21 protein-coding genes are annotated in these 24,919 nt (G+C 65.6%); 4 read left to right on the top strand and 17 right to left on the bottom strand.

Features of this window, described 5'->3' with window-relative positions:
- Positions 1-33: 33 nt before the first annotated feature.
- Positions 34-1,734, bottom strand: coding sequence for a C13 family peptidase (locus tag C8C96_RS09870; protein WP_121942196.1), 1,701 nt, complete (start codon positions 1,732-1,734; stop codon positions 34-36).
- A gap of 407 nt (positions 1,735-2,141) precedes the next feature.
- Here C8C96_RS09870 and C8C96_RS09865 point away from each other — a divergent pair, with 407 nt between their 5' ends.
- Complete coding sequence (locus C8C96_RS09865) at positions 2,142-2,381, top strand: hypothetical protein (protein WP_192420591.1); 240 nt, start codon at positions 2,142-2,144, stop codon at positions 2,379-2,381.
- Positions 2,382-2,498: 117 nt separating this feature from the next.
- A complete protein-coding gene (locus tag C8C96_RS09860) occupies positions 2,499-2,849 on the top strand; it encodes an RNA-binding protein (protein ID WP_116747782.1) in 351 nt (116 codons plus the stop codon).
- 198 nt (positions 2,850-3,047) lie between these two features.
- Here the strand turns inward: C8C96_RS09860 and C8C96_RS09855 are convergent, their stop codons facing one another.
- From C8C96_RS09855 to apbC, 15 genes are all read right to left on the bottom strand, one after another.
- Positions 3,048-3,995, bottom strand: a complete 948-nt coding sequence (locus C8C96_RS09855) for a formate dehydrogenase accessory sulfurtransferase FdhD (RefSeq protein WP_121942195.1) — start codon at positions 3,993-3,995, stop codon at positions 3,048-3,050.
- Between the two features lie 208 nt (positions 3,996-4,203).
- Entirely contained in the window at positions 4,204-4,596 is a 393-nt protein-coding gene (locus C8C96_RS09850; protein ID WP_121942194.1) for a hypothetical protein, read from the bottom strand.
- 11 nt (positions 4,597-4,607) lie between these two features.
- Positions 4,608-5,828 carry a formate dehydrogenase subunit gamma gene (locus C8C96_RS09845; RefSeq protein ID WP_121942193.1) on the bottom strand — a complete coding sequence of 407 codons (1,221 nt, stop codon included), beginning with the start codon at positions 5,826-5,828 and terminating at the stop codon, positions 4,608-4,610.
- An 8-nt stretch (positions 5,829-5,836) separates the two neighbouring features.
- Complete coding sequence (locus C8C96_RS09840; RefSeq protein WP_056058622.1) at positions 5,837-6,079, bottom strand: hypothetical protein; 243 nt, start codon at positions 6,077-6,079, stop codon at positions 5,837-5,839.
- Complete coding sequence (gene fdh3B / locus C8C96_RS09835; RefSeq protein WP_055402827.1) at positions 6,076-6,693, bottom strand: formate dehydrogenase FDH3 subunit beta; 618 nt, start codon at positions 6,691-6,693, stop codon at positions 6,076-6,078. The genes C8C96_RS09840 and fdh3B overlap by 4 nt, the downstream gene beginning before the upstream one ends.
- A gap of 23 nt (positions 6,694-6,716) precedes the next feature.
- The gene (locus C8C96_RS09830; protein WP_121942192.1) at positions 6,717-9,683 is read right to left on the bottom strand and encodes a formate dehydrogenase subunit alpha; all 2,967 of its coding nucleotides are present in this window, start codon (positions 9,681-9,683) and stop codon (positions 6,717-6,719) included.
- 14 nt (positions 9,684-9,697) lie between these two features.
- A complete protein-coding gene (locus tag C8C96_RS09825) occupies positions 9,698-9,907 on the bottom strand; it encodes a hypothetical protein (RefSeq protein WP_056058615.1) in 210 nt (69 codons plus the stop codon).
- Positions 9,908-10,055: 148 nt separating this feature from the next.
- Positions 10,056-10,688: a molecular chaperone gene (locus C8C96_RS09820; protein WP_056058612.1), complete on the bottom strand. Its 633-nt coding sequence runs from the start codon at positions 10,686-10,688 to the stop codon at positions 10,056-10,058.
- Positions 10,685-12,754 (bottom strand): 4Fe-4S binding protein, encoded by a 2,070-nt coding sequence (locus tag C8C96_RS09815; RefSeq protein ID WP_121942191.1) that lies wholly within the window; start codon positions 12,752-12,754, stop codon positions 10,685-10,687. The genes C8C96_RS09820 and C8C96_RS09815 overlap by 4 nt, the downstream gene beginning before the upstream one ends.
- Complete coding sequence (locus tag C8C96_RS09810) at positions 12,714-13,448, bottom strand: DUF3306 domain-containing protein (protein ID WP_121943953.1); 735 nt, start codon at positions 13,446-13,448, stop codon at positions 12,714-12,716. The genes C8C96_RS09815 and C8C96_RS09810 overlap by 41 nt, the downstream gene beginning before the upstream one ends.
- Positions 13,441-14,055 (bottom strand): DUF3305 domain-containing protein, encoded by a 615-nt coding sequence (locus C8C96_RS09805; RefSeq protein WP_121942190.1) that lies wholly within the window; start codon positions 14,053-14,055, stop codon positions 13,441-13,443. Before C8C96_RS09805 ends, C8C96_RS09810 begins: the two co-directional genes overlap by 8 nt.
- A gap of 83 nt (positions 14,056-14,138) precedes the next feature.
- Positions 14,139-17,042, bottom strand: a complete 2,904-nt coding sequence (gene fdhF, locus C8C96_RS09800) for a formate dehydrogenase subunit alpha (protein ID WP_121942189.1) — start codon at positions 17,040-17,042, stop codon at positions 14,139-14,141.
- Positions 17,039-19,021: an NAD(P)H-dependent oxidoreductase subunit E gene (locus tag C8C96_RS09795; protein ID WP_121943952.1), complete on the bottom strand. Its 1,983-nt coding sequence runs from the start codon at positions 19,019-19,021 to the stop codon at positions 17,039-17,041. Before C8C96_RS09795 ends, fdhF begins: the two co-directional genes overlap by 4 nt.
- A 192-nt stretch (positions 19,022-19,213) precedes the next feature.
- Positions 19,214-20,170: a LysR substrate-binding domain-containing protein gene (locus C8C96_RS09790; protein ID WP_121942188.1), complete on the bottom strand. Its 957-nt coding sequence runs from the start codon at positions 20,168-20,170 to the stop codon at positions 19,214-19,216.
- A 24-nt stretch (positions 20,171-20,194) separates the two neighbouring features.
- On the bottom strand, positions 20,195-21,286 hold the full coding sequence (gene apbC / locus C8C96_RS09785; RefSeq protein WP_056746768.1) for an iron-sulfur cluster carrier protein ApbC: 1,092 nt from the start codon (positions 21,284-21,286) through the stop codon (positions 20,195-20,197).
- Between the two features lie 120 nt (positions 21,287-21,406).
- Between apbC and C8C96_RS09780 the strand changes: the two genes are divergently transcribed.
- Positions 21,407-21,979 (top strand): restriction endonuclease, encoded by a 573-nt coding sequence (locus tag C8C96_RS09780; protein ID WP_056746975.1) that lies wholly within the window; start codon positions 21,407-21,409, stop codon positions 21,977-21,979.
- A 385-nt stretch (positions 21,980-22,364) separates the two neighbouring features.
- Positions 22,365-23,636: a patatin-like phospholipase family protein gene (locus C8C96_RS09775; RefSeq protein ID WP_121942187.1), complete on the top strand. Its 1,272-nt coding sequence runs from the start codon at positions 22,365-22,367 to the stop codon at positions 23,634-23,636.
- 12 nt (positions 23,637-23,648) lie between these two features.
- Here the strand turns inward: C8C96_RS09775 and C8C96_RS09770 are convergent, their stop codons facing one another.
- Positions 23,649-24,764 carry an SMP-30/gluconolactonase/LRE family protein gene (locus tag C8C96_RS09770; protein ID WP_199737459.1) on the bottom strand — a complete coding sequence of 372 codons (1,116 nt, stop codon included), beginning with the start codon at positions 24,762-24,764 and terminating at the stop codon, positions 23,649-23,651.
- Between the last annotated feature and the right edge of the window lie 155 nt (positions 24,765-24,919).

Raw genomic sequence — 24,919 nt, 5'->3', positions numbered from 1 at the left:
CGGGCCGTGGGGTGTTAGAACGTGTTCAACCCATCAGGGCCGTGGGGGTGGCGCTGTGGCGGTGTCGGTCGCCGCAGCTGTCGCCGGCACCGGACTCGGCGCTTCGGCCGCCAGCGCCGGGGCTGCGCTGGCGGCATTTGGTGCCTCCGTCTGCAGCCGCTGTTCCAGCGCCTGCAACACCGGGGCGATCTGTTGGCCCACGCGGATCTGCGGGTTCGAAAAGCCGTCGGCCTTGCCGGCCTCGACCTCACGCTGCTGAATCAGCGGCACAGCCTTGGCAAAGGCCTCGGTGAAGGAATGGGTCTGGCGCAGTTGTTCATGAAACACCGCGCGGCCGAAGAAGGTCAGCTCAGACAGCCTGCCGCAGCCATACGAGGTGTGGGTGGCATCGGCCGCCGTCATGATCAGGGTGCTGTCGGTAGCCAGCGGTTCGATCCAGCCTCCCGAAAAGCAGGCAGACACTGCGATCACGCGGTTGCGGATGCCCGATTCGTCCAGCGCTGCGCGCAGCATCTCCGGCGTCACCGGGGGCACCTGCAGCGGCCAGTGTGCGGCGGCCAGTTCATGGTTGCGTGCGCCATGCGAGGTCATGTAAATCACCAGCACATCATGCTCGCGATCCATGCGCGCGGCCAGCGCGGCAATGGCGCGTTGCAGATTCTCGGGCGTCGCCCAGGGGTGGGTCTCGGCAGTTTCAGCATGGTTGAGCAGGTGCAGAACCCGGCCCTGGGCGTCAAACCGCTCCTGCAGCAGCGTGTTGACCATCGTGCTTTCGCGGCGGAACACGTTTTCATCCGCATAGGGCGCGAACACCAACCCATAGACATCCACAACGCCGGGACGCTGAGGCAACAAAGCATCCACCTGCTGTTGCCACAGCAGCTGCTGGTTCTCAAAAAGGCCTTGCGATAGCGCTAGTTGCGCAGGCTCTGGAGGCTGTGCTCCGTCGGCGGACGCGGCCGACGCATCGGCCACCGCCAGGGCGTCTTCCTCCCAGGGCTGGTCCTGAAACTGCCACATGCCCACCCCGACCACCACAGCCATCGCCACGCCAAAGACCGCAGTGCGCACCCGCGATCGGATGAAGCGGGCACTCACCACCACCAACGTGGCCAGCACCCATACCGTGAGCACGCCGTAGGCCACCCAGAAAAGGATGCTTGCCACCGTCCCATTCCACAGCGCAGGTTGGTGAACCGCCAATCCCATCAGGACATAGAGCACCAGCAAAGGGGCCAAGGGCGCCCACGCCGACAGCACATACCACGCGGCCAGCCCGCCCGAAGGGCCGGGCACACCCCGCTCGGGCGCAGGGGTAGGAGCACGCTGTGCTGGCGCCATGGCCCACCAAGCCAGCCACAGCAGCACCAGGCTGCTCCACATGGGGGTGAGCCAGCCACGCATGCTGAACTGGGCCGGGCCTACGACCTGTAACCGTGCAGCGCCCAACAGCAACGCGCCGCTGATCAACGACAACACCAGCAACTGCCAGGGCGTGGGTGCCGCAGCCCCTGTACGCGGAGCCAGAAACAGTGCAGCGCGCAGTCCTTCGCGCATCCAGCCCCACAGTGAAAGGCGCTCCGTGGCGGAAACGGCCCTGATGGCAGACGATGTGGGCAGGTCTTGCGGCGACCGGCTCAAAGGAACTTCAATTTCCGTGTGGGCCAGTTCTGGTCCCCACTGGCTGGGCAACGTGTCGGCCCAGGTGCTACTGCTGGCGTTCAGGTCTTTCATGCGCGCATCATGCCATCGCGGGGTGACGCCTTCTGTGGCCGCGGAATCCGTCGAAGGCAGGACGCAAGAGGCTGCGGGAACGGACCAAAAGACGACGGAGAGCGGTGGACGAGCTCGCTATTGCGCCAGCGCCCCTCGGCCTTCGTAGGAGGAATCGAAGGACTGGCACCGTCTTTTTTAAAACGGAAAATAATATTAAATAAAAATTAAATAACCAATCGCATATACTCAGCTTTGTTGCAGTCACGGCTTTTGACGCCAGCAGTCACCGCAACGCCTGCCTCCCAGCGGTCTACCGCGCCACGGCAGGCTGCCTTTTGCGACCTTGTCGCCCAGTGGGTCTGAAGAGCTGCAGCCCACCGAGTCCCTCGATGCTCACGCAGGTCGATGCTGGCCTGCGTTCCCGAATGCACCAGATTTCAAACAACGCCATTTCCATGGGCCAATACGTCGTTTCGCCCGCGACACACCCGACCGACTGCGGCCGCTTCCGCGCCTCCTTCTCGGTCCATCGTTCAAGTGGCAACGGCAGCTACTGCCGAGTGTTCCGTTTTGACAAAGCCTTTGCATCGCGCGAAGCTGCCAGGCTCTTTGCCGTCACCCAGGGCTGGCTGCAAGCGTGCATGTCCCATCCCCCTGTGTGCTGAAGCTCTGCTGACCGCAGGCTCCATTTCCTCATCCCAGTTGCCGTGGGCTCCCGCTCACAGTGCTGTACCCCAACGGTGCGCCCTTCGTTGCGTGCCATCCTTCAGAAAGGCTCTTCCATGAGCACCAAGATCTACGTGGGCAACCTGCCCTATTCCGTGACCGATTCCAGCCTGCAAAGCAACTTTGCCGAGTTCGGCAGTGTGTCCTCCGCCAAGGTCATGATGGACCGCGAAACCGGTCGTTCCAAGGGCTTCGGCTTTGTTGAAATGGCGTCGGCCGAAGTGGCCCAAGCCGCCATCAGCGCGCTGCACGGCATGTCCGTCGATGGGCGCTCGATTGTGGTGAATCTGGCCCGCCCCCGTGAAGAAGGTGGCGGCGCAGGGGGCTACAGCGCCAATGGCTACAGTGCGAGCAAACGCTCGGACGTTGGCTATGGCACGGGCGGCTACGGCGGCGGCCGCTATTGAGCCCTGTGGCTCATGAAAAAAGCCGGCTCGCTGCAGCCGGCTTTTTTTCGTCTCGCTCCATGCCCTTGCATGGGCCGCAGGCCAAGGCGGGCCGAAGGTGCTCGACGCCGCTGCGGTGGCCGACTCAAAGACTATTGAGCGGCAACAGCCCTAGCACCACCCCGTCTGCGCGGGCGCTAACCATTGAGCGCTGCAGCCTCACACTTCACCATCAGCCCGGGCGGGGGGCACTACGGGTGCCTGGGCCAGTTCTGGCTGCAGTACCAGCCGGTGCGTACCGCTGTAGCACACAAACCGGCGGTTGGTGGCGCGCCCGATGGCGCACAGGCCCAGCTGCTGGGCCACGGCATGGCCCATTTGGGTCATGCCGCTGCGAGACACCACAATGGGCACCCCCATCTGCGCGGACTTGATGACCATCTCGCTGGTGAGGCGGCCGGTGGTGTAGAACACCTTGTCTGCCCCCGACATGGGAGAGGTTACGGGGTCTCCTGCACAGTCGCTGGATGAGCACGTCTCAGGATTCATCCACATCCAGCCGGCGATGGTGTCGATCGCATTGTGGCGGCCGACGTCTTCCACAAAAATCAGCAAGTCCTCCCCTTTGAACAGGGCACAGCCGTGCACCGAACCGGACGACTTGTAGGTGGTCTCCTTGAGGCGAATCGCGTTGACGATGCCGTACAGCTGGCCCTGGGTCAGGCGGGCGTCGGGCAACTGGATGCGGTCCACTTCGTCCATGAGCCCGCCAAACACGCTGCCCTGTCCGCAGCCCGTGGTGACGACCTTGCTGGCCGTGCGCTCTTCGATCCGTGCAATGCCATGGCGCGTGCGCACAGCGGCGGCGTGGACCTCCCAATCGACCGTGATCGATTCGATGTCGAACACCGATTCGACCAGCCGCTGGTTGCGCAGATAACCCAGCACCAGCAGCTCTGGTTGCGCGCCCAGTGTCATCAGCGTCACGAGCTCGCGCTTGTCCACGTAGATCGTGAGCGGACGCTCGGCGGGGATCTGTACCTGCTCCCGTGCGCCCAGTTCGTTGACGACCTCCACTGCATGGGTCAGCGGGGCGTGGGCCTGCGTCAGGCGCGGCAGAGAGGGCGAGGACAAAACGGAAGGAGTGGACAAAGAACTGGAACTCATGGGGCAAATATACGCAGTGTGGTGCTACAGCGGTTAGCGCACGGGAATGAACCGCTGCGTGGCCCGGTCCACTGCACCCAGGGGGCAGGCTGGTGCCGTATCGCTCTGCGAGTGCTGGCTCGGCGATGCACTTGGCACATCGCGCCCAGAAAAAAAGCCGCGCCCCACCAGGGAACGCGGCTTCGAGCCCAGCGCGGCAGGGCGCGTGTCAGGACTTGGAGGCCGGTGCAGCTGCAGCGGCAGGTACCTGCGTGCTGGGAGGGCTGCTGGCTGTGCCAGGTGGCGAGTGTGCACCAGCAGCCTCTGCAGGCTTAGCCGCTGGCGGCGTGTAGGCGAAGGGACCAGGGTCCGTGCAAGCAGCACCAGTAGCAGCCGCGGGCTTGGCCGAAGGCGTGGTCTTGCGGTAGTGCGCGGCCACCTTGTCTTGCGACAGGCACAACTTGTAGTTGTCCACCTTGCCAGCCCATGCAGCCTTGGCTGCCGCTTCGGCGGCCTTGGCGGCCGCCTCGGGGGACGGGGCCGGCAGCTTGGCGGATGCCACAGTGCATGCGGCTGCCGCGCACAGCGCCAGCAAAGAGGTGCGGATGCTTGATCTCGTCATGGAGTGGACCCTCATACCTGGGCGGGCTGCTGGCCCGCAGATGCTGTTACGTCGGTCGCTGACTGGCTGGCGCTGCGCTGGCGCGGGATCTTGCCGGCCTGCACATCGTCGTACCACAGCTCATGGTGTTCCTTGGCCCAGCCCTCGCTCACATAGCCGGTGCGCATGGCCTTGTAGGCACCCTTCATGCCCACTGTGCCCATGTAGATATGACCACAGATCAGCGCCATCATCCAGATGGCCAGAGTGGCATGGATCATGTGGGCGATCTGCATGTCGCCACGCACGTCGCCAAAGCCGGGGATGAGTTTGTCGAGCACCAGGCCAGTGGCCACCACAACGATGCCGGGGATGGTGATGCCCCACCAGAACAGGCCTTTCTCGCCCGCATTGAAGCGGTGTGAGGGCACCTCGTGATTGCCCTTGCCCAGCATGCCACCGCCCTTGGCCAACCAGACAAAGTCAGCGCGGTTGGCGATGTTGTCCTTGATGAACGTAAGAATGATCACCAGCAGCGACACGGCAAACAACGGACCCACAAAGTTGTGAACGTTCTTGAGCGCATAGGTCAACCAGCCAAACAGCGTGGTCCCCAGGATGGGCAACAGGAAGAACTTGCCAAACGCCATCACGATGCCGGAGATGGCCAGCGCGATGAATGCAAACGCATTGGCCCAGTGGGCCGCGCGCTCGAACGGGGTGAAACGCTCGATACGGCGGGGGCCGGTGCCGTCGGGATGCTCATGCCCCAGCGGGCCTTTCACAAAGTAGAAGATGCCCAAAGCCAGCAACACGATGGCAAACAGCGCCGCACCGTAGGGGATGATCCAGTGGTTGCGCACTTGCCGCCACGCCTCGCCCGCATTGGTGTAGCGCGAGCCGGGGTACTGCACAAAGCGCTGGATCAGGTTGCCCGCCTCGGGCGCCTGGGTCACAGGCAAGCTGCTGTAGCCTGTCACGCCCTGCCCCACCTGGCGCCACATGGGCGCGTTGTTGCCGGGCTGCACCTTCATGCGCTCGCCATTGGTCTGTTCCGCGTATTTGGGATCAGCGCTGGCGTCGGGTTTGACCTGAAAGATATTCTGGCTTTGTACACCCCCCACCGCAGCCGGTGCAGCCGTGGCTGCAGGAGCTGCCGCAGATGCGTCGGGCGCAGCAGGCGGCGTCTGGGCGCCAGCCAGCCCACAGGCCAGGCTGGCCGCCAAGGCCATGGACCACACGATGTATTTCATGGTGGACCTCACTTCGCCTGGGTGCGGGTGTATTCGTTCTGGCCGTACTGCTGGCGCGCTTTCAACTGCGCTTCCCAGCTGGTTTTGTCGCCGGCTTTCCAGCCAGGCTGCGTGAAGTTGCTGCCGGTGCCGGCGTAAGACGGAGCATCGCTGCGAATGCCCGCGCCGGTCTGCGGTTTCTCGCCGCAGCCCGTCAATGCCAGGGCGGCCACCGCAGCGGCCAAGGTCATGTGTATGGTGCGCTGCATCATGACTTGCCTCCTGCAGGCTGACCTGCCTGTTGTGAGCCGTAGGCCGTGCCCCAGCCCCACACTTCGGCGCCCTTGCCACGCTGCACCACGCGGTTGCGGAAGATATCCGCCACCACATCGCCGTCACCGGCCAGCAGGGCTTTGGTAGAACACATTTCTGCACAGGCGGGCAGCTTGCCTTCGGCCAGGCGATTGCGGCCGTATTTTTCAAACTCGGCCTGGCTGCCATGGGTTTCAGGACCACCGGCGCAGAAGGTGCACTTGTCCATCTTGCCGCGCACACCAAAGGTGCCGGACGATGGGAACTGCGGCGCGCCAAACGGGCAGGCATAACTGCAGTAGCCGCAGCCAATGCACACGTCCTTGTCGTGCAGCACCACACCCTCTTCGGTGCGATAGAAGCAGTTGACAGGGCAGACCGCCATGCAGGGTGCGTCGCTGCAGTGCATGCAGGCCACCGAGATGGACTTTTCGCCCGGCACACCATCGTTCAGGGTTACCACGCGGCGGCGGTTCACGCCCCAGGGTACTTCGTGTTCGTTCTTGCAGGCGGTCACGCAGCCGTTGCATTCGATGCAGCGCTCTGCGTCACAGATGAATTTCATTCGTGCCATGTGTGTCTCCTTGCGTGGCGCGATCAGGCGCGTTCCACGTTGCAGATCGTGGTCTTGGTTTCTTGCATCATGGTCACGCTGTCGTAGCCATAGGTGGTGGCCGTGTTCACGGCTTCACCGCGCACCACAGGTGCCGCACCCTTGGGGTAATACGCCAGCATGTCCGCCCCTTGCCAGCGGCCCGAGAAGTGGAACGGCATCCACACGGTATCGGGTGCCACGCGCTCGGTGACGAGTGCTTGCACGTTGATGCGGGCACCGGTGGGAGAACTGAGCCATACGCGCTCGCCGTTGCGGATGCCCCGGTCGGCGGCCGTCTTGGGATTGATCTCGACGAACGACTCCTGCTGCAGCTCCGCCAGCCAGGGGTTGGAGCGGGTTTCCTCGCCGCCGCCTTCGTACTCCACGAGACGGCCCGAGCTCATGATGAGCGGGAATTTCTCGTGCACCTTGTCGGCCACGTTTTTCTCCTGCACGCTCTTGTACAGGGTAGGCAGGCGCCAGAAGGCCTTCTTGTCGTCGTGGGTCGGATACTTGGCCATGAGGTCGGGACGTGTGCCATACAGAGGCTCACGGTGCTGCGGAATGGCGTCAGGGAAGTTCCACACCACAGCGCGCGCCTTGGCATTGCCGAATGGATGGCAACCGTGCTTGAGGGCCACCCGGATGATCGCGCCCGTGGGGTCGGTCTTCCAGTTCTTACCCTCGGCCTTGGCCTTTTCGGCATCGCTCAGATCGTCCCACCAGCCCAGCTTCTTGAGCAGCACGTGGTCGAACTCGGGGTAGCCCGTGGTGATCTCGCTGCCCACCGAATGGGAGCCGTCCTCTGCCAGCAGGTTGACGCCATCCTTTTCCACGCCGAAGTTGGCGCGGAAGTTGCCGCCGCCTTCCATCACATGCTTGGAGGTGTCGTACAGATTGGGCGAGCCTGGGTGCTTGAGCTCCGGCGTGCCATAGCAGGGCCATGGCAGGCCAAAATAGTCGCCGCCAAAGTCGTAACCAGTCTCCTTGTCCTTGCCGCCCTTGGCCTTTAGGGTCTTCACATCGAACAGGTGCATGTTCTTCATGTGGGCCTTCAGGCGCTCAGGGCTCTGGCCGGTGTAGCCAATGGTCCAGACCGACTTGTTGATCTCGCGCAGGATGTCCTCGGGCACGGGCTCGTCCATGCCCTTGACCTTCTGCATCTTGTAGTTCTTGGAGAGCTCGGCGGCAAAGCCCAGCTTTTCGGCGAACTGGTGCATGATCATGTGATCGGAGCGGCTCTCCCACAGCGGCTCGATCACTTTTTCGCGCCACTGCAGCGACCGGTTGGATGCCGTGCACGAACCACTGGTCTCGAACTGCGTGGCGGCGGGCAGCAGATACACCGCACGGTTGGGGTTCAAATCTTCGGCCTTGCCTGGCATGGCAGCCATCGCGGCGGTGGCCGATGGATAAGGGTCCACCACCACCAGCAGGTCCAGCTTGTCCATGGCGCGCTTCATCTCCAGACCACGGGTCTGCGAGTTGGGCGCATGGCCCCAGAAGAACACGCCGCGCAGATTGGAGTCCTGGTCGATCAGCTCGTTGTTCTCCAGCACACCGTCAATCCAGCGCGACACGGTGATGCCGTTCTTGGTCATCATCGCGGGCGACGCATACTGCTTCTTGATCCACTCGAAGTCCACTCCCCACACAGCGGCGAAGTGCTTCCACGAGCCTTCGGCCAGGCCGTAGTAGCCAGGCAGCGAGTCTGGGTTGGGACCCACGTCGGTTGCGCCCTGCACGTTGTCGTGGCCGCGGAAGATATTGGTGCCGCCACCGCTCTTGCCCACGTTGCCCAAAGCCAACTGCAAGATGCACGATGCACGCACGATGGCATTGCCGATGGTGTGCTGCGTCTGGCCCATGCACCACACGATGGTGCCAGGGTTGTTCTCGTGCAGCATCTTGGCGACCTTGAAAACCTGGTCTTCCTTGACGCCACAAGCCTCTTCCACCTTGTCAGGCGTCCACTTGGCCAGCACTTCGTCGCGCACCTTGTCCATGCCATAGACACGGTCGTTGATGTACTTCTTGTCTTCCCAGCCGTTCTTGAAGATGTGGTGCAGCACACCAAACAGGAAGGGAATATCGGTACCGGAGCGGATGCGCACGTACTCGTCCGCCTTGGCGGCCGTGCGGGTGAAGCGCGGGTCCACCACGATCATCTTGCAGCCGGTTTCCTTGGCGTGCAGCATGTGCAACATGGACACCGGATGCGCTTCGGCCGCGTTGGAGCCGATGTACAGAGCGACCTTGCTGTTTTGCATGTCGTTGTACGAATTGGTCATGGCGCCGTAGCCCCATGTATTGGCCACCCCCGCCACCGTGGTGGAGTGGCAGATACGCGCCTGGTGATCGCAGTTGTTGGTACCCCAGAAGCTCACGAACTTGCGCAGCAGGTAGGCCTGCTCGTTGTTGTGCTTGGACGAACCCACAAAGTACACGCTGTCAGGACCGCTGGCCTTGCGCAGCTCCTGCATCTTGGCCGTGATTTCGTTCAGGGCCGTGTCCCAGCTGATGCGCTCGTATTTGCCGTTGACCAGCTTCATGGGATAACGCAGGCGGTACTCGCCATGGCCGTGTTCGCGCAGGGCAGCGCCCTTGGCGCAGTGGGCACCCAGGTTGATGGGCGAGTCGAACACCGCCTCCTGGCGCACCCACACGCCGTTCTCGACCACGGCATCGACTGCGCAGCCCACCGAGCAGTGGGTGCACACCGTACGGCGCACTTCGATCTTGCTGTCGCCGATGCCGACCTTGGCACCTTCGGCAGCGTTGGATTTCTTGACCAGCGTGAGCTGCGAGGCCGCGATGCCCACGCCCACTCCCAGGCCAGAGCGGCGCAGGAACGAGCGACGGTCCATGGTGGGCAGGGCCTGCGACAGGCCACGGCGCAGGCTGTGCACAAAAGGCGATGCAGAGCCGTTGCCCTGCACAGAATGGGAAGACTTCTTGGTTAGCAACATGGCGTGCCCCGATGTCAAAGTTGGGTGGTCTTGTAGTACTGCTTCACGCGGGCAGACAGGTGGTAGCCACCGCCCTTTTCGGGTGCGACGCGCGCGGGCTCGGACACCACGGCATCGGACGGCGCGACATGGGGGAGTGCCACCACGGCTGCTGCGGCAGCCCCTACGGTGGCGGCGCCGGAAAAGAAGCTCCGGCGGGAGGAATTTGGCTGGCTGTTCTGCATGCTTGTCTCCAGAAAGGCTGGCAGCTATGAAACGGAATTCATACAGTCTATGTCAGTGTGTAAAAACCCGCCATCGGGCTTTACAACTCCCAGTAACACACTCATCTTTTGTAGCGGCATATCGAGGGTTTACGAGCATCTGGAGGGATCAATCCAACATGTCGAAGCCCTGGGTCTCCACCGACACAAAGGCCCGCGTGAAGTGCGCCACAGCCGCATAAAACCGTGCTTGCGGCTGTGCGGCCAAGGCATCGCAGAGCTGAAGAACCCAGGGCTGCAGATGCGTTGAAAAAAATTCACGCTGCGATGTCAGGTTGCAGACAGCTACATCGTCTCCAGCGATCAGGTAGCGCATGACCTCCAGCAGGTAGGCCACATGGTCCTCGGTCTCGGGCATGGTCTCGTCCCGCGCCAGGCCCAGCTGCTGCAGATCGGTACGCAGACGCGCCAGCGGCTTCTCGTTGAGAAACCCGCTGAGGTAGTGCGAGCCATACAAAAACACCTCGGGCTTGCCCACACCACCGAAGAGCCGGTCAAACTCTTGCGCAATGGCAGCATCGCTGAGCGCACGCGACGCCGCCACCAGTTGCTGCCAGGGCTCCTGCAAAAAGCCGCCATCGGCAGGCGCCTCCGTCACTGCCACCCGCAAGGCCGACAGCAGCTCCGGGCCGGGCGCTGCGTAGTACAGCTGCGACAACAAGCCATACAGCTCGGCGCGGGCGGTTTCTTCATCTAGCGCAGAGCTGCCGCCCAGGGGGGTCAAGGTGGATGGAGCGCTCACAGGTCAGTCACTTTCGTCTCGTTTTGTGCGGAATACAAGTCAATCACGCGGCAGTCACTGCACATCTTCAGCCGCTCCAGCGCCTCGCCCTGGAACATGGGGTGGCCCGACAGTTTGCCCAGCATGGCCTCGATAGCTTTCACCGTGCCAAAGGGTTTGCTGCAGCGCACACAGGCCCAGGGCTTGGCCTCGTTGAGCACACGCAGCTGTGCACGCTCGGGCGTGAGCAGCAGGCGCGGCTGCAGGGTGATGGCGTCTTCGGGGCAGGTGGTGGCGCACAGGCCACACTGCACGCAGTTCTTTTCGATGAAGCGCAGCTGCGGCATCTGCGGGTTGTCCTGCAGCGCACTGGCGGGGCAGGCGCTCACGCAGCTCAGGCACAGGGTGCAGCGATCTTTGTTGACTTCGATCGTGCCCAGCGGCGACCCCACGGCAGGCAGAGCAATGGCCGCAGGCCGCTCGTCTACGGGCATCGGGGCCTGCTCGATCAGGTGGTCGAGTGCCATCTCCAGCGTGCTGCGCTTCTCTTGGGCCACCGCAAAGCGTGCAGCCACGGCCGGGGTCTTCTGGCGCGTCTGGCCCAGGGTCTGCAGTGCAGCATCCAGCGCGGTGGGGTGGTTGGCATGCAGCAACTGCACATGGGTGCCGGTGTAGCCCAGGCCGCGCAGGATGGCCTGCGCCACGTCCATTTGCGCCTGCAGGCCTTCAAGGTACTGCGGGGCTTCTTCATCGGTACTCAACACCACCACCTGCGACGCACCATAGGCCATGGCACTCAGCCACAGGTCCACCCCCGTGCTCGCCGTGTGCCACAGCGCCACCGGGATCACGTTGGCAGGCACGCCGTGCGCCAGCTTCAGCTGAGCAGCACGGCCCAGTTCTTCCACCAGCGCCTGGCCGCGCTCCTGGCTGTGCAGCAGCAATACCGCATCCTTGCCGCCGGCGGCGGTGTAGGTAGACAGCAGCGTCTTGAGCTCGGTGCCCTGCTCCGTCGCACTGGGGTAGGCATAGGTCAGTGCGCCCGTGGGGCACACGGTGGTGCAGGCGCCACAGCCCACACACAGGTTGGGGTTCACCTTGATTTGCTGGCGGCCCTTGTCGCTGCTGATGGCCTCGGCCGAGCAAATGTCCACGCAGGCATTGCAGCCCACGGTTTCGTTGCGGCTGTGGGCGCAGAGCTTTTGTTTGTAGACAAAAAACTTGGGTTTCTCGAACTCGCCCACCAGCTCGCGCAGCTTGAGCAGCGTGCCCAGGTCCCGCCCGTCCCAGCGCAGGTAACCCTGCGGCAGCGCGTGCTGCAGGAAGGTGGGCGTGGCAGTGGATGAACGCAGGTCCAGCACCAGGTCAAAACGCTCGGTCTGCGCCGTGGCATCTCGGGTGAAGTCGATGGCGCCCGCCACCTGGCACACCTTCACGCAGGCGCGGTGCGACTGGCAGGCGGTCAGGTCGATCTGGTAATCCAGGCCAATCGCGTTTTCAGGACAGGCCGCCACGCAGGCGTTGCAGCGCGTGCACAGGTCCAGGTCGATGGGGTTGTCGGCCGCCCATTGCAGCTCAAACGCACCCAGCCAGCCGGTGAGGCCCGTGATGCGACCACCCAGCACCGGATAGCGCCGCGCCTGCGCGCCACCGGCATTGCCAGGGCCTTGGGTGAACAGCGTCACATCCAGCACATCCGACACCAGGGAAGCCGCCTGCTCGGCCTGGTCGAGCGGTCCGATGATCAGCAAGCGGCCCGTGCTTTTGTAGGTGACCGTGGGTACGGGCGGAGGGTCGGGCAGCCGGGCGGCCGCCAGCAGAGCGGCGATCTTGGGGCTGGCCTTGGCGGCATCGCGGCTCCAGCCCCCGGTTTCGCGGATGTTCACAAACCGGATGGGCGACACCGCGCCCTCGGTCTGCTGGCCCAGGTCGCCAAACAGGCGCTGCTCCTGGGTGCAGGCCACCACCACGTCCTGCCCGGACTGGATGGCCTTTTGGAACGCCCCCGCGTCGCGCCGGCACAGGGTGGAGTGAAGGGTCAGGTCTTCATGCAGTGCCTCGCCCAACGCCTTGGCGTTGAGGGGCATCGTCTGGTTGCAATCGCAGATGAGCGTCGTGGTCATTGTGGGTATGGCTGGCTGGCGTGACCACCGCATCCTGGGCAGAGCGTGGGGCCACCTCAGGCTCGCTAGAGGGAACGCTAGGAACAGCGTTGCATACCTGGGACTGTGCCACGTCTGCGGGGCTTTGCGCCTCCGCATCATCCCGAGGCTGACTGCCCGGCGGGGATATTGCGGCCGCAGGGGCCGCGTCCGGCGCAGCATCACCTGGCAAACCCTGCGCAGCGGTCGCGGCCTTCTTCTCGTGGTCAAAAAAGCCCAGTGCATGCGCACTGGCCATCTTGCGCAGCATGCCTGCAGGCAGCGGGTCGGGCTGGGTGTAGTCGCCGATGTAGATGTCCAGGCCGTCCATCACATTGAAGTGCGGGTCGGTAAACAGCTTTTTCATGGCCAGATTGCGCACCTCAGGCGACACGGCACGGGCCAAAAACGGTTTGAAGTCGGACGCGGGCGTGAGTGCCTCAGCATCCGCCAACGTGGGCGGCGGTGGCGCCTCCGGGGCAGGGACAGCAGGGGCTGCAGGTGCGACGGGCGCTGCCACAGCGGCCACCGGCGCGGGGGTTGCCACCTGGGGGGCAGGCGGCGGCGGGTCCTGCACGGGCTTGCCTGCCAGCACATCCTGCTTGCGCCGCGACCAGCGGCCGAGGAATCCGTCAGCCATGGTCGCCACCTCCTCGCGCGCCTCCCGCATGGCCGCCACCACCACCACCACCACCACCACCACCACCACCACCGCCGCCACGCGGCTTGTCGGTGGACACGGACGCAGGGTTGCCAAAGCGGTCCTGCAGCGTGCGAAAGCTCTCGGGGCGCTTGCGGCGCTTGGGCTCAGGCTGGTAATGCTCGGCCACAAAGGCGCGCAGTGCCTCCACCACCTCGGCATCGGCGGGCACTTGCTCCACGGTTTCCTGTGCGTCCAGCCAGCGGCCAGCGTCGTGGTAGCTCAGGCTCACCGCCACCGGGCGGGCCATGGGGACCTCGCCCGCGCCGGTGTCTTCATCCTGGCGCCACATCACAAACCAGCAGGGCGCGGGCGAAGTGAGGTTCAGGTGATAACCCTCGGCGTCGTCGCGGAACAGCTCCACGCGAAAGCCCGGGAACAGCCAGCGCTGCTCGCGCTCGTCCTGGATCAGCGGGCGGGGTTCGGTCCCAAAGGCGGGCTCGTGGATCACCACCTCGGCCAGCGACCACCGCCAGGGCTGCCAGCGGTTGTCGATGTGCTCGCGCCGCATGATCACGGCAACGTCGGTATAGGGGCGCTCTGTCATGGGCTGCGACTGTACCCCGGAGTAACCCCTTGCCCGCAGCGCGCGGCGCAAAGCCCCACAGCCAGCGTACGGATCGCGCGGTGTCAGCCCGGCACGCCAGTGGCCTGCATGACCTCCACCGCCACCGCGCAATATTTGAATTCGGGGATCTTGCCGAACGGGTCCAGCGCCGCGTTGGTGAGCAGATTGGCCGCCGCCTCCACATAGGCAAATGGCATGAACACCGTGCCGCGCGGCGTGCCATCGTCGCGGCGCACGCGCACCTGCACCATGCCGCGCCGCGAGCGGATGCCCACCAGCGCGCCGGGCGCCACGCCCAGCCGCGCCAGTTCGTCACCGTGCAGCGACGCGGTGGCCATGGGCTCGATCGCGTCCAGCACGGTGCTGCGCCGCGTCATGCTGCCGGTGTGCCAATGCTCCAGCTGGCGACCGGTGATGAGCACCAGGGGGTAGTCGGCATCGGGCTTCTCTGCCGCCGGGATCACGCTGGCGGGCACCAACTGCAGGCGGCCCGTGGGCGTGGGGAATTTCTCGGTGAAGACGATGGGCTGGCCGGGGTCGCCCTCTGTGAGGCACGGGTAGGTCACGCTGGACTCGCGCTCCAGCCGGTTCCAGGTGATGCCCTCGATGCTCGCGTACATGGCCTGCCGCATTTCGTCGTACACGGCGGCTACGCCCGACTCTTCGCCTTCGTAGTTCCAGCCAAGGCCCATCCTCTGGGCGATCTGCTGAATGATCCACAGGTCCGGCTGCGCATCGCCCGGCGGGTTCAACGCGCGACGCCCCATCTGCACCATGCGGTCGGTGTTGCTGGCGGTGCCGGTCTTTTCGGGCCAGGCGCTGGCGGGCAGCACCACGTCGGCCAGCCAGGCGGTTTCGGTCATAAAGATGTCCTGCACCACCAGGTGCGACAGGCTGGCCAGCGCGTGGCGCGCGTGGTTCAGGTCGGGGTCGCTCATGGCGGGGTTCTCGCCCATGATGTACATGCCGCGCACCTTGTGCGGGTCGCTGTCAGGCGCCAGGGCCTTGTGCATGATCTCGACCACGGTGTAGCCGGGGGTCTCGTCCAGCGGAGTGCCCCAGAACTGTTCAAACCACGCATGCGCCCCGGCGTTGTCCACGCGCTGGTAGTTGGGGAACATCATGGGGATCAGCCCCGCGTCGCTCGCGCCCTGCACGTTGTTCTGGCCGCGCAGCGGGTGCAGGCCCGAGCCGGGCTTGCCAATCTGGCCGGTGACGGCGCACAGCGCAATCAGGCAGCGCGCGTTGTCGGTGCCATGCACATGCTGGCTCACGCCCATGCCCCAGAGAATCATCGATGCCCTGGATGTGGCAAACGCACGCGCCACCTCGCGCAGCGTCTCGGCCGGGATGCCGCACACGGGCGCCATGGCCTCGGGGCTGCAGCCCATCACGTTGGCCTTGAGCGCCTCAAAGTTGTTGGCGCGGTCGCGGATGAAGGCCTCATCCACCAGGCCTTCGTCGATCACCGTGTGGATCAGCGCGTTGAGCATGGCCACGTCAGTGTCGGCCTTGAACTGCAGCGTGCGCCAGGCATGGCGGCCGATGTCCGTGATGCGCGGGTCGGCCAGCACGATCTTCGCGCCGCGCTGTGCAGCGTTTTTCATCCAGGTGGCGGCCACGGGGTGGTTGGCCGTGGGGTTGGAGCCGATCACAAAGATCAGCTCGGCATGCTCCACGTCGTGCACCGGGTTGCTCACCGCGCCGGAGCCTACGCCTTCGAGCAGCGCGGCCACGCTGGACGCGTGGCACAGCCGCGTGCAGTGGTCCACGTTGTTGCTGCCAAAGCCGGTGCGCACCAGCTTCTGGAACAGGTAGGCCTCTTCGTTGCTGCCCTTGGCCGAGCCGAAGCCCGCCAGCGCCTTGGGGCCGTGCGTATCGCGCAGCGACCTGAGCGTGCCGGCGGCCAGGCCCAGCGCCTCGTCCCAGGTCGCTTCGCGGAAGGTGTCGCGCCAGTCGGCACCGTAGGGGCGCACCTCCTTGGGCACACCGGGTTTGCGGATCAGCGGCACCCTGAGGCGGTCGGGGTGGTGGGCGTAGTCGAAACCGAAGCGCCCTTTCACGCACAGGCGGCCGTGGTTGGCCGGGCCGTCGCGGCCTTCGACGCTGATGATCTTTTCATCGCGCACGTTGTAGGTGATGAGGCAGCCCACGCCGCAGAAGGGGCAGACCGAGTCGACCTTGCGGTCCACCTTTTGCGAGCCGACGTGGGTCTTGGGGCTGAGCGCGCCCGTGGGGCAGGCCTGGACACATTCGCCGCAGGCCACGCAGGTGCTCTCGGCCATGGGGTCATCCAGGTCGAAGACGATCTTGCTGTCGGCACCGCGCAGCGCGTAGCCGATCACATCGTTCACTTGCTCTTCGCGGCAGGCGCGCACGCAGCGGTTGCACTGGATGCAGGCATCCAGATTCACAGCCATGGCCGGATGGCTCAGATCGGGCGCGGGTTGCTCGCGGCGCAGGGCTTGGAGCGCGGGGCGCACGGTGACGCCCAGGCGGCTGGCCCAGCGGCTCAGCTCGCCGTGCTGGCCTGCCGCTGGAGCAATTTTTGAATCCAATGGGCCTGTAGCGCTAGATGAATATGCGCTAACAGCTATTAATTCAGGAGCATATTCAGCCCCATCGTTCCATTGGTAGCCCACGTCCGGCATGTCGGACAGCAGCATCTCCACCACCATCTGCTGGCTCTTGCGGGCGCGGGGGCTGGCGGCCTGCACTTTCATGCCCTCGGTCGGCGCGCGGCAGCAGCTGGGGGCCAGCGTGCGCTCGCCCGCGATCTCCACCACACAGGCGCGGCAGTTGCCGTCGGGGCGCAGGCCGTCGGAGTAGCAGAGGTGCGGAATCTCCACGCCATGGCGCTGCGCAGCCTTCAGGATGGTTTCGCCAGGATGGGCGGTGACGGGCTGGCCGTCCAGCTCGAAAGCCACGCCGGGCTGAGCTGCGGCAGAAGTCAACACGGCGCTCATGGCTTCACCCCGGTAGGCAGTTGTTCGGTCAACGGGCTGTTACGCGGCTTGGGCAAATCGCCCGGCCAAGGCCCCTCGCCCACTTCGTGCGCAAAGTATTTGTGGATGCAGCGGATGGGGTTGGGCGCAGCCTGGCCCAGGCCGCAGATGGAAGCGTCGGCCATTACCTGTGCCAGATCGTCGAGCAGTTCTTCATCCCACTTCGGCGCTTGCATCAGCGTGGCCGCCTTGGCCGTGCCCACACGGCAGGGCGTGCACTGGCCGCAGCTTTCATGTTCAAAAAAGCGCATCACGTTCAGCGCCGCGTCGCGCGCGCGGTCGTGCTGGCTGAGCACGATGACGGCGGCCGAGCCGATGAAGCAGCCGTAGGGCTGCAACGTGTCGAAGTCCAGGGGAATCTGGTTCAGGCTGGCGGGCAGGATGCCGCCTGAGGCGCCGCCGGGCAGGTAGGCATAGAGCTGGTGGCCGTCCAACATGCCGCCGCAGTATTCGTCGATGAGTTCCTGCACCGTGATGCCCGCCGGAGCAAGCTTGACGCCCGGGTGCTTAACCCGGCCGCTCACGCTGAAACTGCGCAGGCCCTTGCGGCCGTGGCGGCCGAAGCTGGCAAACCACTGCGGGCCGCGCTCCACGATGTCGCGCACCCAGTACAGCGTCTCGAAGTTGTGCTCCAGCGTGGGCCGGCCGAACAGACCCACCTGCGCGATGTAGGGCGGGCGCATGCGGGGTTCGCCACGCTTGCCTTCGATGCTCTCGATCATGGCCGACTCTTCGCCGCAGATGTAGGCACCCGCGCCGCGCCGCAGCTCGATGTGGGGCAAGGGGCACGGCGGCTCGGCACGCAGGTCATCCAAAGCCCGCTGCAGCAGCGCACGGCAGCCGTGGTATTCGTCGCGCAGGTAGATATAGATGGCCTCGGTGCCCACCACCTGGGCGGCGATGAGCACGCCTTCCAAAAAGCGGTGCGGGTCGCGCTCCAGGTAGGTGCGGTCCTTGAAGGTGCCGGGCTCGCCCTCGTCGATGTTGACGGCCATCACGGCCGTGCCCCCACGCTCCCCCGCTTCGCGTGGTCCGCTGCCCCCCGAGGGGGCCGTCGCCTCGCTTGGGGCGGCCCGGCGCTCGGCGAGCGCGGCCTGCTCGCGCACGATGCGCCACTTGCGCCCGGCCGGAAAGCCTGCGCCCCCCAATCCGCGCAGGCCGGAGTCTTCCATGGCGGCCAGCACCGCCTCGGCGTCCATCTCGCCATTGACCAACGCAGCGGCGGTCTGGTAGCCACCATGCGCACGGTAGGTGGCCAGGTCGGTGTGTGCGGGGCTGATTCCATCCGGCTGCGCAGGCACGCTCGCCTCCACACACTCAGCAATATCAAAATTGATAGCACCTTGGGCATATGGATGTAGCGCCACCGCCCGATTGGGCTTCAAATCAATAGCTTCCAGCACCCCACCGACCGTGGCGTGGGGCACCGGGCACTGATGCACCACCGCCACGGGCGCCTGCTCGCACCGGCCCACGCAGGGCACAGCCAACACCTGCACATCGCCCTGCCCGGCCGCGCGCAGGCGCTCGGGCAGCGCGGCCAGCAGGTCGCGGGCGCCCGCCATGCTGCAGCTCAGGCTGTCGCACACCCGCACCACCAGGCGGGGCGCCTGGGCCTCTTCACCACGCACGATCTCGAAGTGGTGGTAGAAGCTCGCCACCTCGTACACCTCGGCCATGGGCAGGTTCATCTGCTTGGCGAGTGCCACAAGGTGCCGGTCGTGCAGCACGCCAAAGTGGTCGTTCAGGCGGTGCAGGTATTCGATGAGCAGGTCACGCCGAAAGCCGGTGGCCAGGCGCGGGCCCAGCAGTTGCGCCACCTCGGCCATGGCCGCGTCTTCGGGCTGGCGGCCCTTGAGACGGCTTTTGCGGCGAATACGTTCGCGCATGTCGTTGACGGACACGGCGGCGACGGTGGGGGCTTCTGGGGCAAGGTGCATGGACCGGGGGCGTGGGGCGTTGATCTGGTTGTATGCAGGCACCTGCATAGGGTGCCCGGGCCGCCGCAGTGTCGGCCACGGGCGCCTGCGGCGTCAAATTGCCGATGCACATGGGTCGATCACAAAAACAAATGAAACGGCCGTTTTTGCAGCCGCCCATGAATCACCCACCGCAACCCGTGCGGTCAGTGCTCAATCTGCGACCAGAAGCCCACTGTGTGCGGCGGCGTGCTGCAGCCAGTCGGGGCTCTGCGCCAGTGCCAGCGCTGCATCGAGGGCGCGGGTGGGCTGCACCTGGCGGTGCGACATGAATCCGATGGGGGTGGTCAGCACCGGGCCCTTGAGCGGCAGGGCCTCCAGCCCCTCATGGCCGCGCACGGCATCGACCAGCGCCCCGGGCAGGACGCTGCACAACTGGCCCGCCACCACGCTCAACGCCAGGGTCAGCACCGAATCGGTTTCCATGGCGGGCATGACCGTGGCGCCTGCCGCGCGGAAGGCGCCATCGACCAGGCTGCGGTTGTGCATCTCCGGGGTGAGCAGGCACAGCGGCAAGGCCGCTGCATCGGCCCAGGCCATGGGCGGGCCGATCTGCAGCCCACGCGCCGGGCCCTGGGGCGGGCGCGGTGCGCGGCGCAGCAGAAAGTAGTGCTCGACATACTGCGGCCAGGCCTGCAGCGGGCCGCCGCGTGCGGGCATGCGCTCGGTGTAGCCCAACGCCAGGTCCAGCGAAATGTTTTCCAGCCCGGCCTCCAGCGCCTGCGAGCTCATCGACAGTGCCACCGGCACGATGCCCGGGTGCCGCGCCTGCAGCTGCGCCGCAAACCGCGCGAGGATGGGCATGGCCGTGGGCACCGCGCCCAGGCGCAGCGTGCCGCGCGGGTGGGCGGCGTCGCCGCTCAGGTCCTGCTGCAGCACCTGGTGCTCGTGCAGCATGCGCTGGGCGGATGCCAGTACACGCTCACCCTCGGGCGTGAAGCCCTCGAAGCTGCGCCCCCGGCGCACCACCACCACGCCAAACTCCTTTTCCAGCGCGCGCAGCGCGTTGGAGAGCGCCGGCTGCGTGATGTGGCAGGCCTGCGCCGCCCGGCCAAAGTGCCGGTGCTCGTGCAGCGCCACTAGGTAGCGCAGGGACGCGAGCAGGTTCATGGCGCGGTGGGCGACTCGGGAGGATCAGGTGTTCTTGCTGATCGAGATGGTGGGGAACTTGTTCGAGAAGTCCTTGGCCTGCTGGGCGATCTTCACCGCCACATCGCGCGCCACCTTCTTGTAGATCTTGGCCACGTCCCCGTCCGGGTCGGCCACCACGGTGGGCTTGCCGCTGTCGGCCTGCAGGCGGATGCTCATGTCCAGCGGCAGCGCGCCCAGGTAGTCCATGTGGTATTCGGCTGCCATCTTCTTGCCGCCATCGGCGCCAAAGATGTGTTCCACGTGGCCGCAGTTGCTGCACACGTGGGCTGCCATGTTCTCGACGATGCCCAGGATGGGCACGCCCACCTTCTCGAACATCTTGATGCCCTTCTTGGCGTCCAGCAGAGCGATGTCCTGCGGTGTGGTCACGATCACGGCGCCGGTCATGGGCACGCGCTGGCTCAGCGTGAGCTGGATGTCGCCAGTGCCGGGCGGCATGTCGATGATGAGGTAGTCCAGGTCTTTCCAGTTGGTCTGGCGCAAGAGCTGCTCCAGCGCCTGGGTGGCCATGGGGCCGCGCCAGATCATGGCTTCGTCCTGGTCCACCAGGAAGCCGATGGACATGACCTGCACGCCGTAGTTTTCGAGCGGCTCCATGGTCTTGCCGTCGTCGCTTTCGGGGCGGCGGTTGATGCCCAGCATCATGGGCTGGCTGGGGCCGTAGATGTCGGCGTCGAGCACGCCCACACTGGCGCCTTCTGCAGCGAGGGCCAGGGCCAGGTTGGCGGCCGTGGTGCTCTTGCCCACGCCGCCCTTGCCCGAGGCCACGGCGATGATGTTCTTGACCTGGGGCAAGAGCTGCACGCCGCGCTGCACGGCATGGGCGATGACCTTGGTGGTGATGTTGACCGACACGTTGTCCACGCCCGCCACGCCCTTGGCGGCAGCCACCAGGCTGCGGCGCAGCTCGGGCACCAGGCTCTTGGCGGGGTAGCCCAGTTCCACGTCAAACGCCACGTCGCCACCGGTGATCTGCAGGTTGCGCAGGGCGCGGCTGCTGACAAAATCCTTGCCCGTATGGGGGTCCAGCACGCTGGAAAGTGCGGCCAAAAGGCCCTGTTCGGTGACTGCCATTCAAATAACTCCTGTGGGGCCGGTAGTCTATTCCCAAGCTCCCGCCCCCTGCCGCTGAAGGACAATGCGCACCGCATTGCATCGTCGCTCTCTCCAAAAAGGCCTCCCGTGAAATTCAAGATGTCCGAAAACTCCCTGTTTGCCGTCCTGCTGCGCTCGCCGTGGTGGATCAGCTTTGTGGTGGTGGGCCTCATCACGCTGGCGGCCGGGGCGTTGTTGCCCAAGGAGTACTTTGTCGTGGGCGCGCTGGCAGGGTTCCCCATCTTTGTGGTGGGCTGCATTGCAGCCTGGAAGCAACTGCGCGCGCCCAACCCCGCCAAGGTGGTGGAGATGCTGGAGGCCGTGGGCAGCATGCCCTGGCGCAGCTTCGCCGACACCCTGGCCACCGCCTGGGAACGCGCAGGCTACAGCGTGGAGCGCCTGACCGGCAGCAACGCCACCGGGGCCGACATGCGCCTGAGCCAGGGGGGCAAGACCACGCTGGTCAGCGCCAAGCGCTGGAAGGCCGCTACCCACGGGGTGGAGCCCCTGCGGGAGCTGCACACGGCCATGACCGCTGCCGATGCGTCGGCGGGCGTTTACGTGGCCGCCCTCGGCCAGGTCAGCGAGAACGCCCAGGCGTTTGCCCGGGAGCACGGCATCGTGGTGCTGCAAGGTGACGCGGTGGCGCAACTGCTGCTCAAGCAGCGTTAAGAACCTGTTCACAGTCTTTTTGGAGTTGCACAAGTGCCTTGCCGGGATGGGATGCAAGGCGCGGTGCGCTGCCAATAGCCCGTGCTATTGGCAAGATTTGCTCCGCCGCAGACCGCCCGGCAAGGCACTTGCCCGAAGGGTTGGAGTGAAATCGGGCCGATGAACTCGGAGTTTTGGCGCCCCGGCTGCTTGCATGGGCATGAGCCCATGCGGCGCATCCGAAGCTTCCACTCCTCCCGATTGCACTCCAATGTAATCTCCAAAAAGACTGTGAACAGGTTCTAAGACCACCCCCCTGTGGGGTGGCCCGCACATGCGGGTTTTCCCACATGAGCTGCGCCCGGGCGCCCCTCCACACTGGGAGCCTTACACCGCCCCACCGTCCATGCCCCCCACAACCCCTACCGCAGCCCCTGGCAACGTAGCTGCCACACCCGCCACGGGCCTGCTGCTGACCGGCGGCGGTGCCCGCGCTGCCTACCAGGTGGGGGTGCTGGAAGCCATTGCCGACCTGCGCCAGGCCTGTGGCGAAGGCGGCGGCCCCAACCCCTTTCCCATCATCACCGGCACCTCGGCGGGGGCCATCAACGCAGCCGCCCTGGCCTGCGGAGCCGACCACTTTGACCGTGCGGTACGCCGCATTGCACGCGTGTGGCGGCAGTTCCATGCCAGCCAGGTGTATGGCGCCGACTCGCTCAGCGTGATGCGCAGCGGCGCGCGCTGGCTCACGCTGGTGTCGCTGGGCTGGGCGCTGGCACGCTGGCGGCGCATGCGGCCGCGCTCGCTGCTGGACAACTCGCCGCTGGAGAAGCTGCTGGTCAAGATGGTGCCCCTGGTGCGCCTGCCCCGGCTGATTCGCAAGGGGCATCTCACCGCGCTCGCCGTGACGGCGTCCAGCTACAGCTCGGGCGAGCACGTCACCTTTTTTGAAGCGGCCACGCCCGTCAAGCCCTGGGTGCGCTCCCAGCGCAAGGCGGCCAGCGACCGCATCACGCACGAGCATCTGCTCGCGTCCTCGGCCATTCCCTTCATCTTTCCGGCCAAGGGCATCGAGGTGGATGACCACATCGAATACTTCGGCGATGGCTCCATGCGCCAGTCGGCGCCTATTGCCCCGGCCATCCATCTGGGGGCCGAGCGCATCCTGGTGATCGGCGCGGGCCGCATGCACGAGCCCAAGGGCGATGCCGCCGCCAACCCCACGGCCACCTACCCCACGCTGGCGCAGATCGCGGGGCATGCGCTGTCCAACATCTTTCTGGATGCGCTGGCGGTGGACGTGGAGCGCGTGCAGCGCATCAACCAGACCCTGTCGCTGATCCCCGAAGAAAAGCGCCTGCATAGCGCGCTGCGCCCCATAGAGCTGCTGGTGATCGCCCCCTCGCAGCGCCTGGACGCCGTGGCTGCGCGCCATGTGGGCGATCTGCCGGGCCCCGTGCGCACCATGCTGGGCGCCCTGGGGGTCACGTCCAACATGGCCGATGTGCGCGGCGCGGCGCTGGCCAGCTACCTGCTGTTCGAGTCCGGCTACACGCAGGAGCTGATGGCCCTGGGCCGGGCCGACACCCTGGCCATGCGGGCCGAGGTGTGCCAATTTTTTGGATGGACGGATACCGGTGCCGAGGTGCGGACGAAGCACCACGGAGCGGAGGACTGAACCGCTGGCCCCCTACGGTTTTGGCAACCAGCCCAGGCCGTGTGCGTGCAGGCTTTGCACATACAGCCGGTCGGCCGTCTCGGTGATGGCCGTGGTCTCGGGGTAGGCGCCGCTCGGGTCCTGCAGGTCGGCCACCACCTTGCCATCGTCGGTGAACGCGATCACGTGGCCGTAGGGCTGGGGAATGGGCCAGAGCGCGCGCGGCAGGCGCAGGGTCAGGCTGCGCAGCCAGGGCTTGCCCGCCATGTTGTCGATGGCGGCTCCGCGTGGCTTGGCAAAGCCCAGCCACACCTTGCCGTCCTGCCCGCGCATCAGGTTGTCGGGGTAGCCGGGCAGGTTGTCGAGCAGCACGCGGGCCTGGGGGCTGGCCTGACCAATGTCGAGGTCATTCGCATCCACCGCAATCTTCCACACCCGGTATTTGCCGGTTTCGTTGACGAACAGGCTTTTCTCGTCCTGGCTCAGCGCCACGCCGTTGGCAAAGCTGATGCCCCGGGCCACCACGCGTGCGGTGCGGGTGGCGGGGTCATATTCGATCACCCGGCCCGTACTGGCCTGCTCGAGGATGTCGAGCACACTGGCCTCAAACGTACCGCCCCAGTCCTTGGGGGCAAACCGGGTGGAGGCATCGCTCAGGTACATCTTTCCGCTTTGGGCCACCACCACGGCGTCGGCATAGCGGATGGGGTCGTTGCCCACCTTGTCGGCCAGCACGGTGACCTTGCCATCGGGCGCAATGGACAGCAGGCCCTTGATGGCATCGGCCGCGATCAGGTGGCCCGCCGCATCGAAGTCGAACCCCAGCACCCGCCCGCCGGTGTTGGCAAACACCTCCTGCCCCGAGCCGTCGGGGTTCATGCGCAAAATGTTGCCGCTGAGCACGGTGGTGTAGAGCTTGCCGTCCTTGCCAAAGGCGATGTGCTCGGGGCCCACCTCGCCTTTGAGATCAATGATGTTCAGCTGGGCCAGGCGCTGGTTGGGGGCGTGTACGCCCTGGTAGCCAGGGGCGGCAGGTGCAGTCCAGGCCACCGGCTGAATGGGCACAGGCCACATCGCCAGATAGGCAGCCACCACCAATATCGCGCCACCCACGCCCCACCCCACCCCTTTTGCCCATGTTCTGGCCATGTGTTGTCTCCTCATGATTATTTGACTGCGGGGCAGTGTGGCGCCGTCAGAGGCTGGCGCACAGGCCACGGCTGGCACCTGCGCGACCGGGCCTATCCGGTGCAGCGCCTGCAGCGGTCAAGGACACTGCCGACCGCCTAAAATCACGGGTTCCG

The sequence above is a fragment of the Acidovorax sp. 100 genome (assembly GCF_003688355.1).
Taxonomy (GTDB): Bacteria; Pseudomonadota; Gammaproteobacteria; order Burkholderiales; family Burkholderiaceae_C; genus Acidovorax; species Acidovorax delafieldii.
Note: the sequence above shows the minus strand (reverse complement) of the source record. Positions and strands in the feature narration are given on the sequence as shown.

Bases quoted from the DNA above. Each gene is read 5' to 3' on its own strand.
- C8C96_RS09870 (WP_121942196.1), bottom strand. From the start codon at position 1,734: ATGAAAGACCTGAACGCCAGCAGTAGCACCTGGGCCGACACGTTGCCC.
- C8C96_RS09865 (WP_192420591.1), top strand. From the start codon at position 2,142: ATGCACCAGATTTCAAACAACGCCATTTCCATGGGCCAATACGTCGTT.
- C8C96_RS09860 (WP_116747782.1), top strand. From the start codon at position 2,499: ATGAGCACCAAGATCTACGTGGGCAACCTGCCCTATTCCGTGACCGAT.
- C8C96_RS09855 (WP_121942195.1), bottom strand. From the start codon at position 3,995: ATGAGTTCCAGTTCTTTGTCCACTCCTTCCGTTTTGTCCTCGCCCTCT.
- C8C96_RS09850 (WP_121942194.1), bottom strand. From the start codon at position 4,596: ATGACGAGATCAAGCATCCGCACCTCTTTGCTGGCGCTGTGCGCGGCA.
- C8C96_RS09845 (WP_121942193.1), bottom strand. From the start codon at position 5,828: ATGAAATACATCGTGTGGTCCATGGCCTTGGCGGCCAGCCTGGCCTGT.
- C8C96_RS09840 (WP_056058622.1), bottom strand. From the start codon at position 6,079: ATGATGCAGCGCACCATACACATGACCTTGGCCGCTGCGGTGGCCGCC.
- fdh3B (WP_055402827.1), bottom strand. From the start codon at position 6,693: ATGGCACGAATGAAATTCATCTGTGACGCAGAGCGCTGCATCGAATGC.
- C8C96_RS09830 (WP_121942192.1), bottom strand. From the start codon at position 9,683: ATGTTGCTAACCAAGAAGTCTTCCCATTCTGTGCAGGGCAACGGCTCT.
- C8C96_RS09825 (WP_056058615.1), bottom strand. From the start codon at position 9,907: ATGCAGAACAGCCAGCCAAATTCCTCCCGCCGGAGCTTCTTTTCCGGC.
- C8C96_RS09815 (WP_121942191.1), bottom strand. From the start codon at position 12,754: ATGCCCCTCAACGCCAAGGCGTTGGGCGAGGCACTGCATGAAGACCTG.
- C8C96_RS09810 (WP_121943953.1), bottom strand. From the start codon at position 13,448: ATGGCTGACGGATTCCTCGGCCGCTGGTCGCGGCGCAAGCAGGATGTG.
- C8C96_RS09805 (WP_121942190.1), bottom strand. From the start codon at position 14,055: ATGACAGAGCGCCCCTATACCGACGTTGCCGTGATCATGCGGCGCGAG.
- fdhF (WP_121942189.1), bottom strand. From the start codon at position 17,042: ATGAGCGCCGTGTTGACTTCTGCCGCAGCTCAGCCCGGCGTGGCTTTC.
- C8C96_RS09795 (WP_121943952.1), bottom strand. From the start codon at position 19,021: ATGCACCTTGCCCCAGAAGCCCCCACCGTCGCCGCCGTGTCCGTCAAC.
- C8C96_RS09790 (WP_121942188.1), bottom strand. From the start codon at position 20,170: ATGAACCTGCTCGCGTCCCTGCGCTACCTAGTGGCGCTGCACGAGCAC.
- apbC (WP_056746768.1), bottom strand. From the start codon at position 21,286: ATGGCAGTCACCGAACAGGGCCTTTTGGCCGCACTTTCCAGCGTGCTG.
- C8C96_RS09780 (WP_056746975.1), top strand. From the start codon at position 21,407: ATGTCCGAAAACTCCCTGTTTGCCGTCCTGCTGCGCTCGCCGTGGTGG.
- C8C96_RS09775 (WP_121942187.1), top strand. From the start codon at position 22,365: ATGCCCCCCACAACCCCTACCGCAGCCCCTGGCAACGTAGCTGCCACA.
- C8C96_RS09770 (WP_199737459.1), bottom strand. From the start codon at position 24,764: ATGGCCAGAACATGGGCAAAAGGGGTGGGGTGGGGCGTGGGTGGCGCG.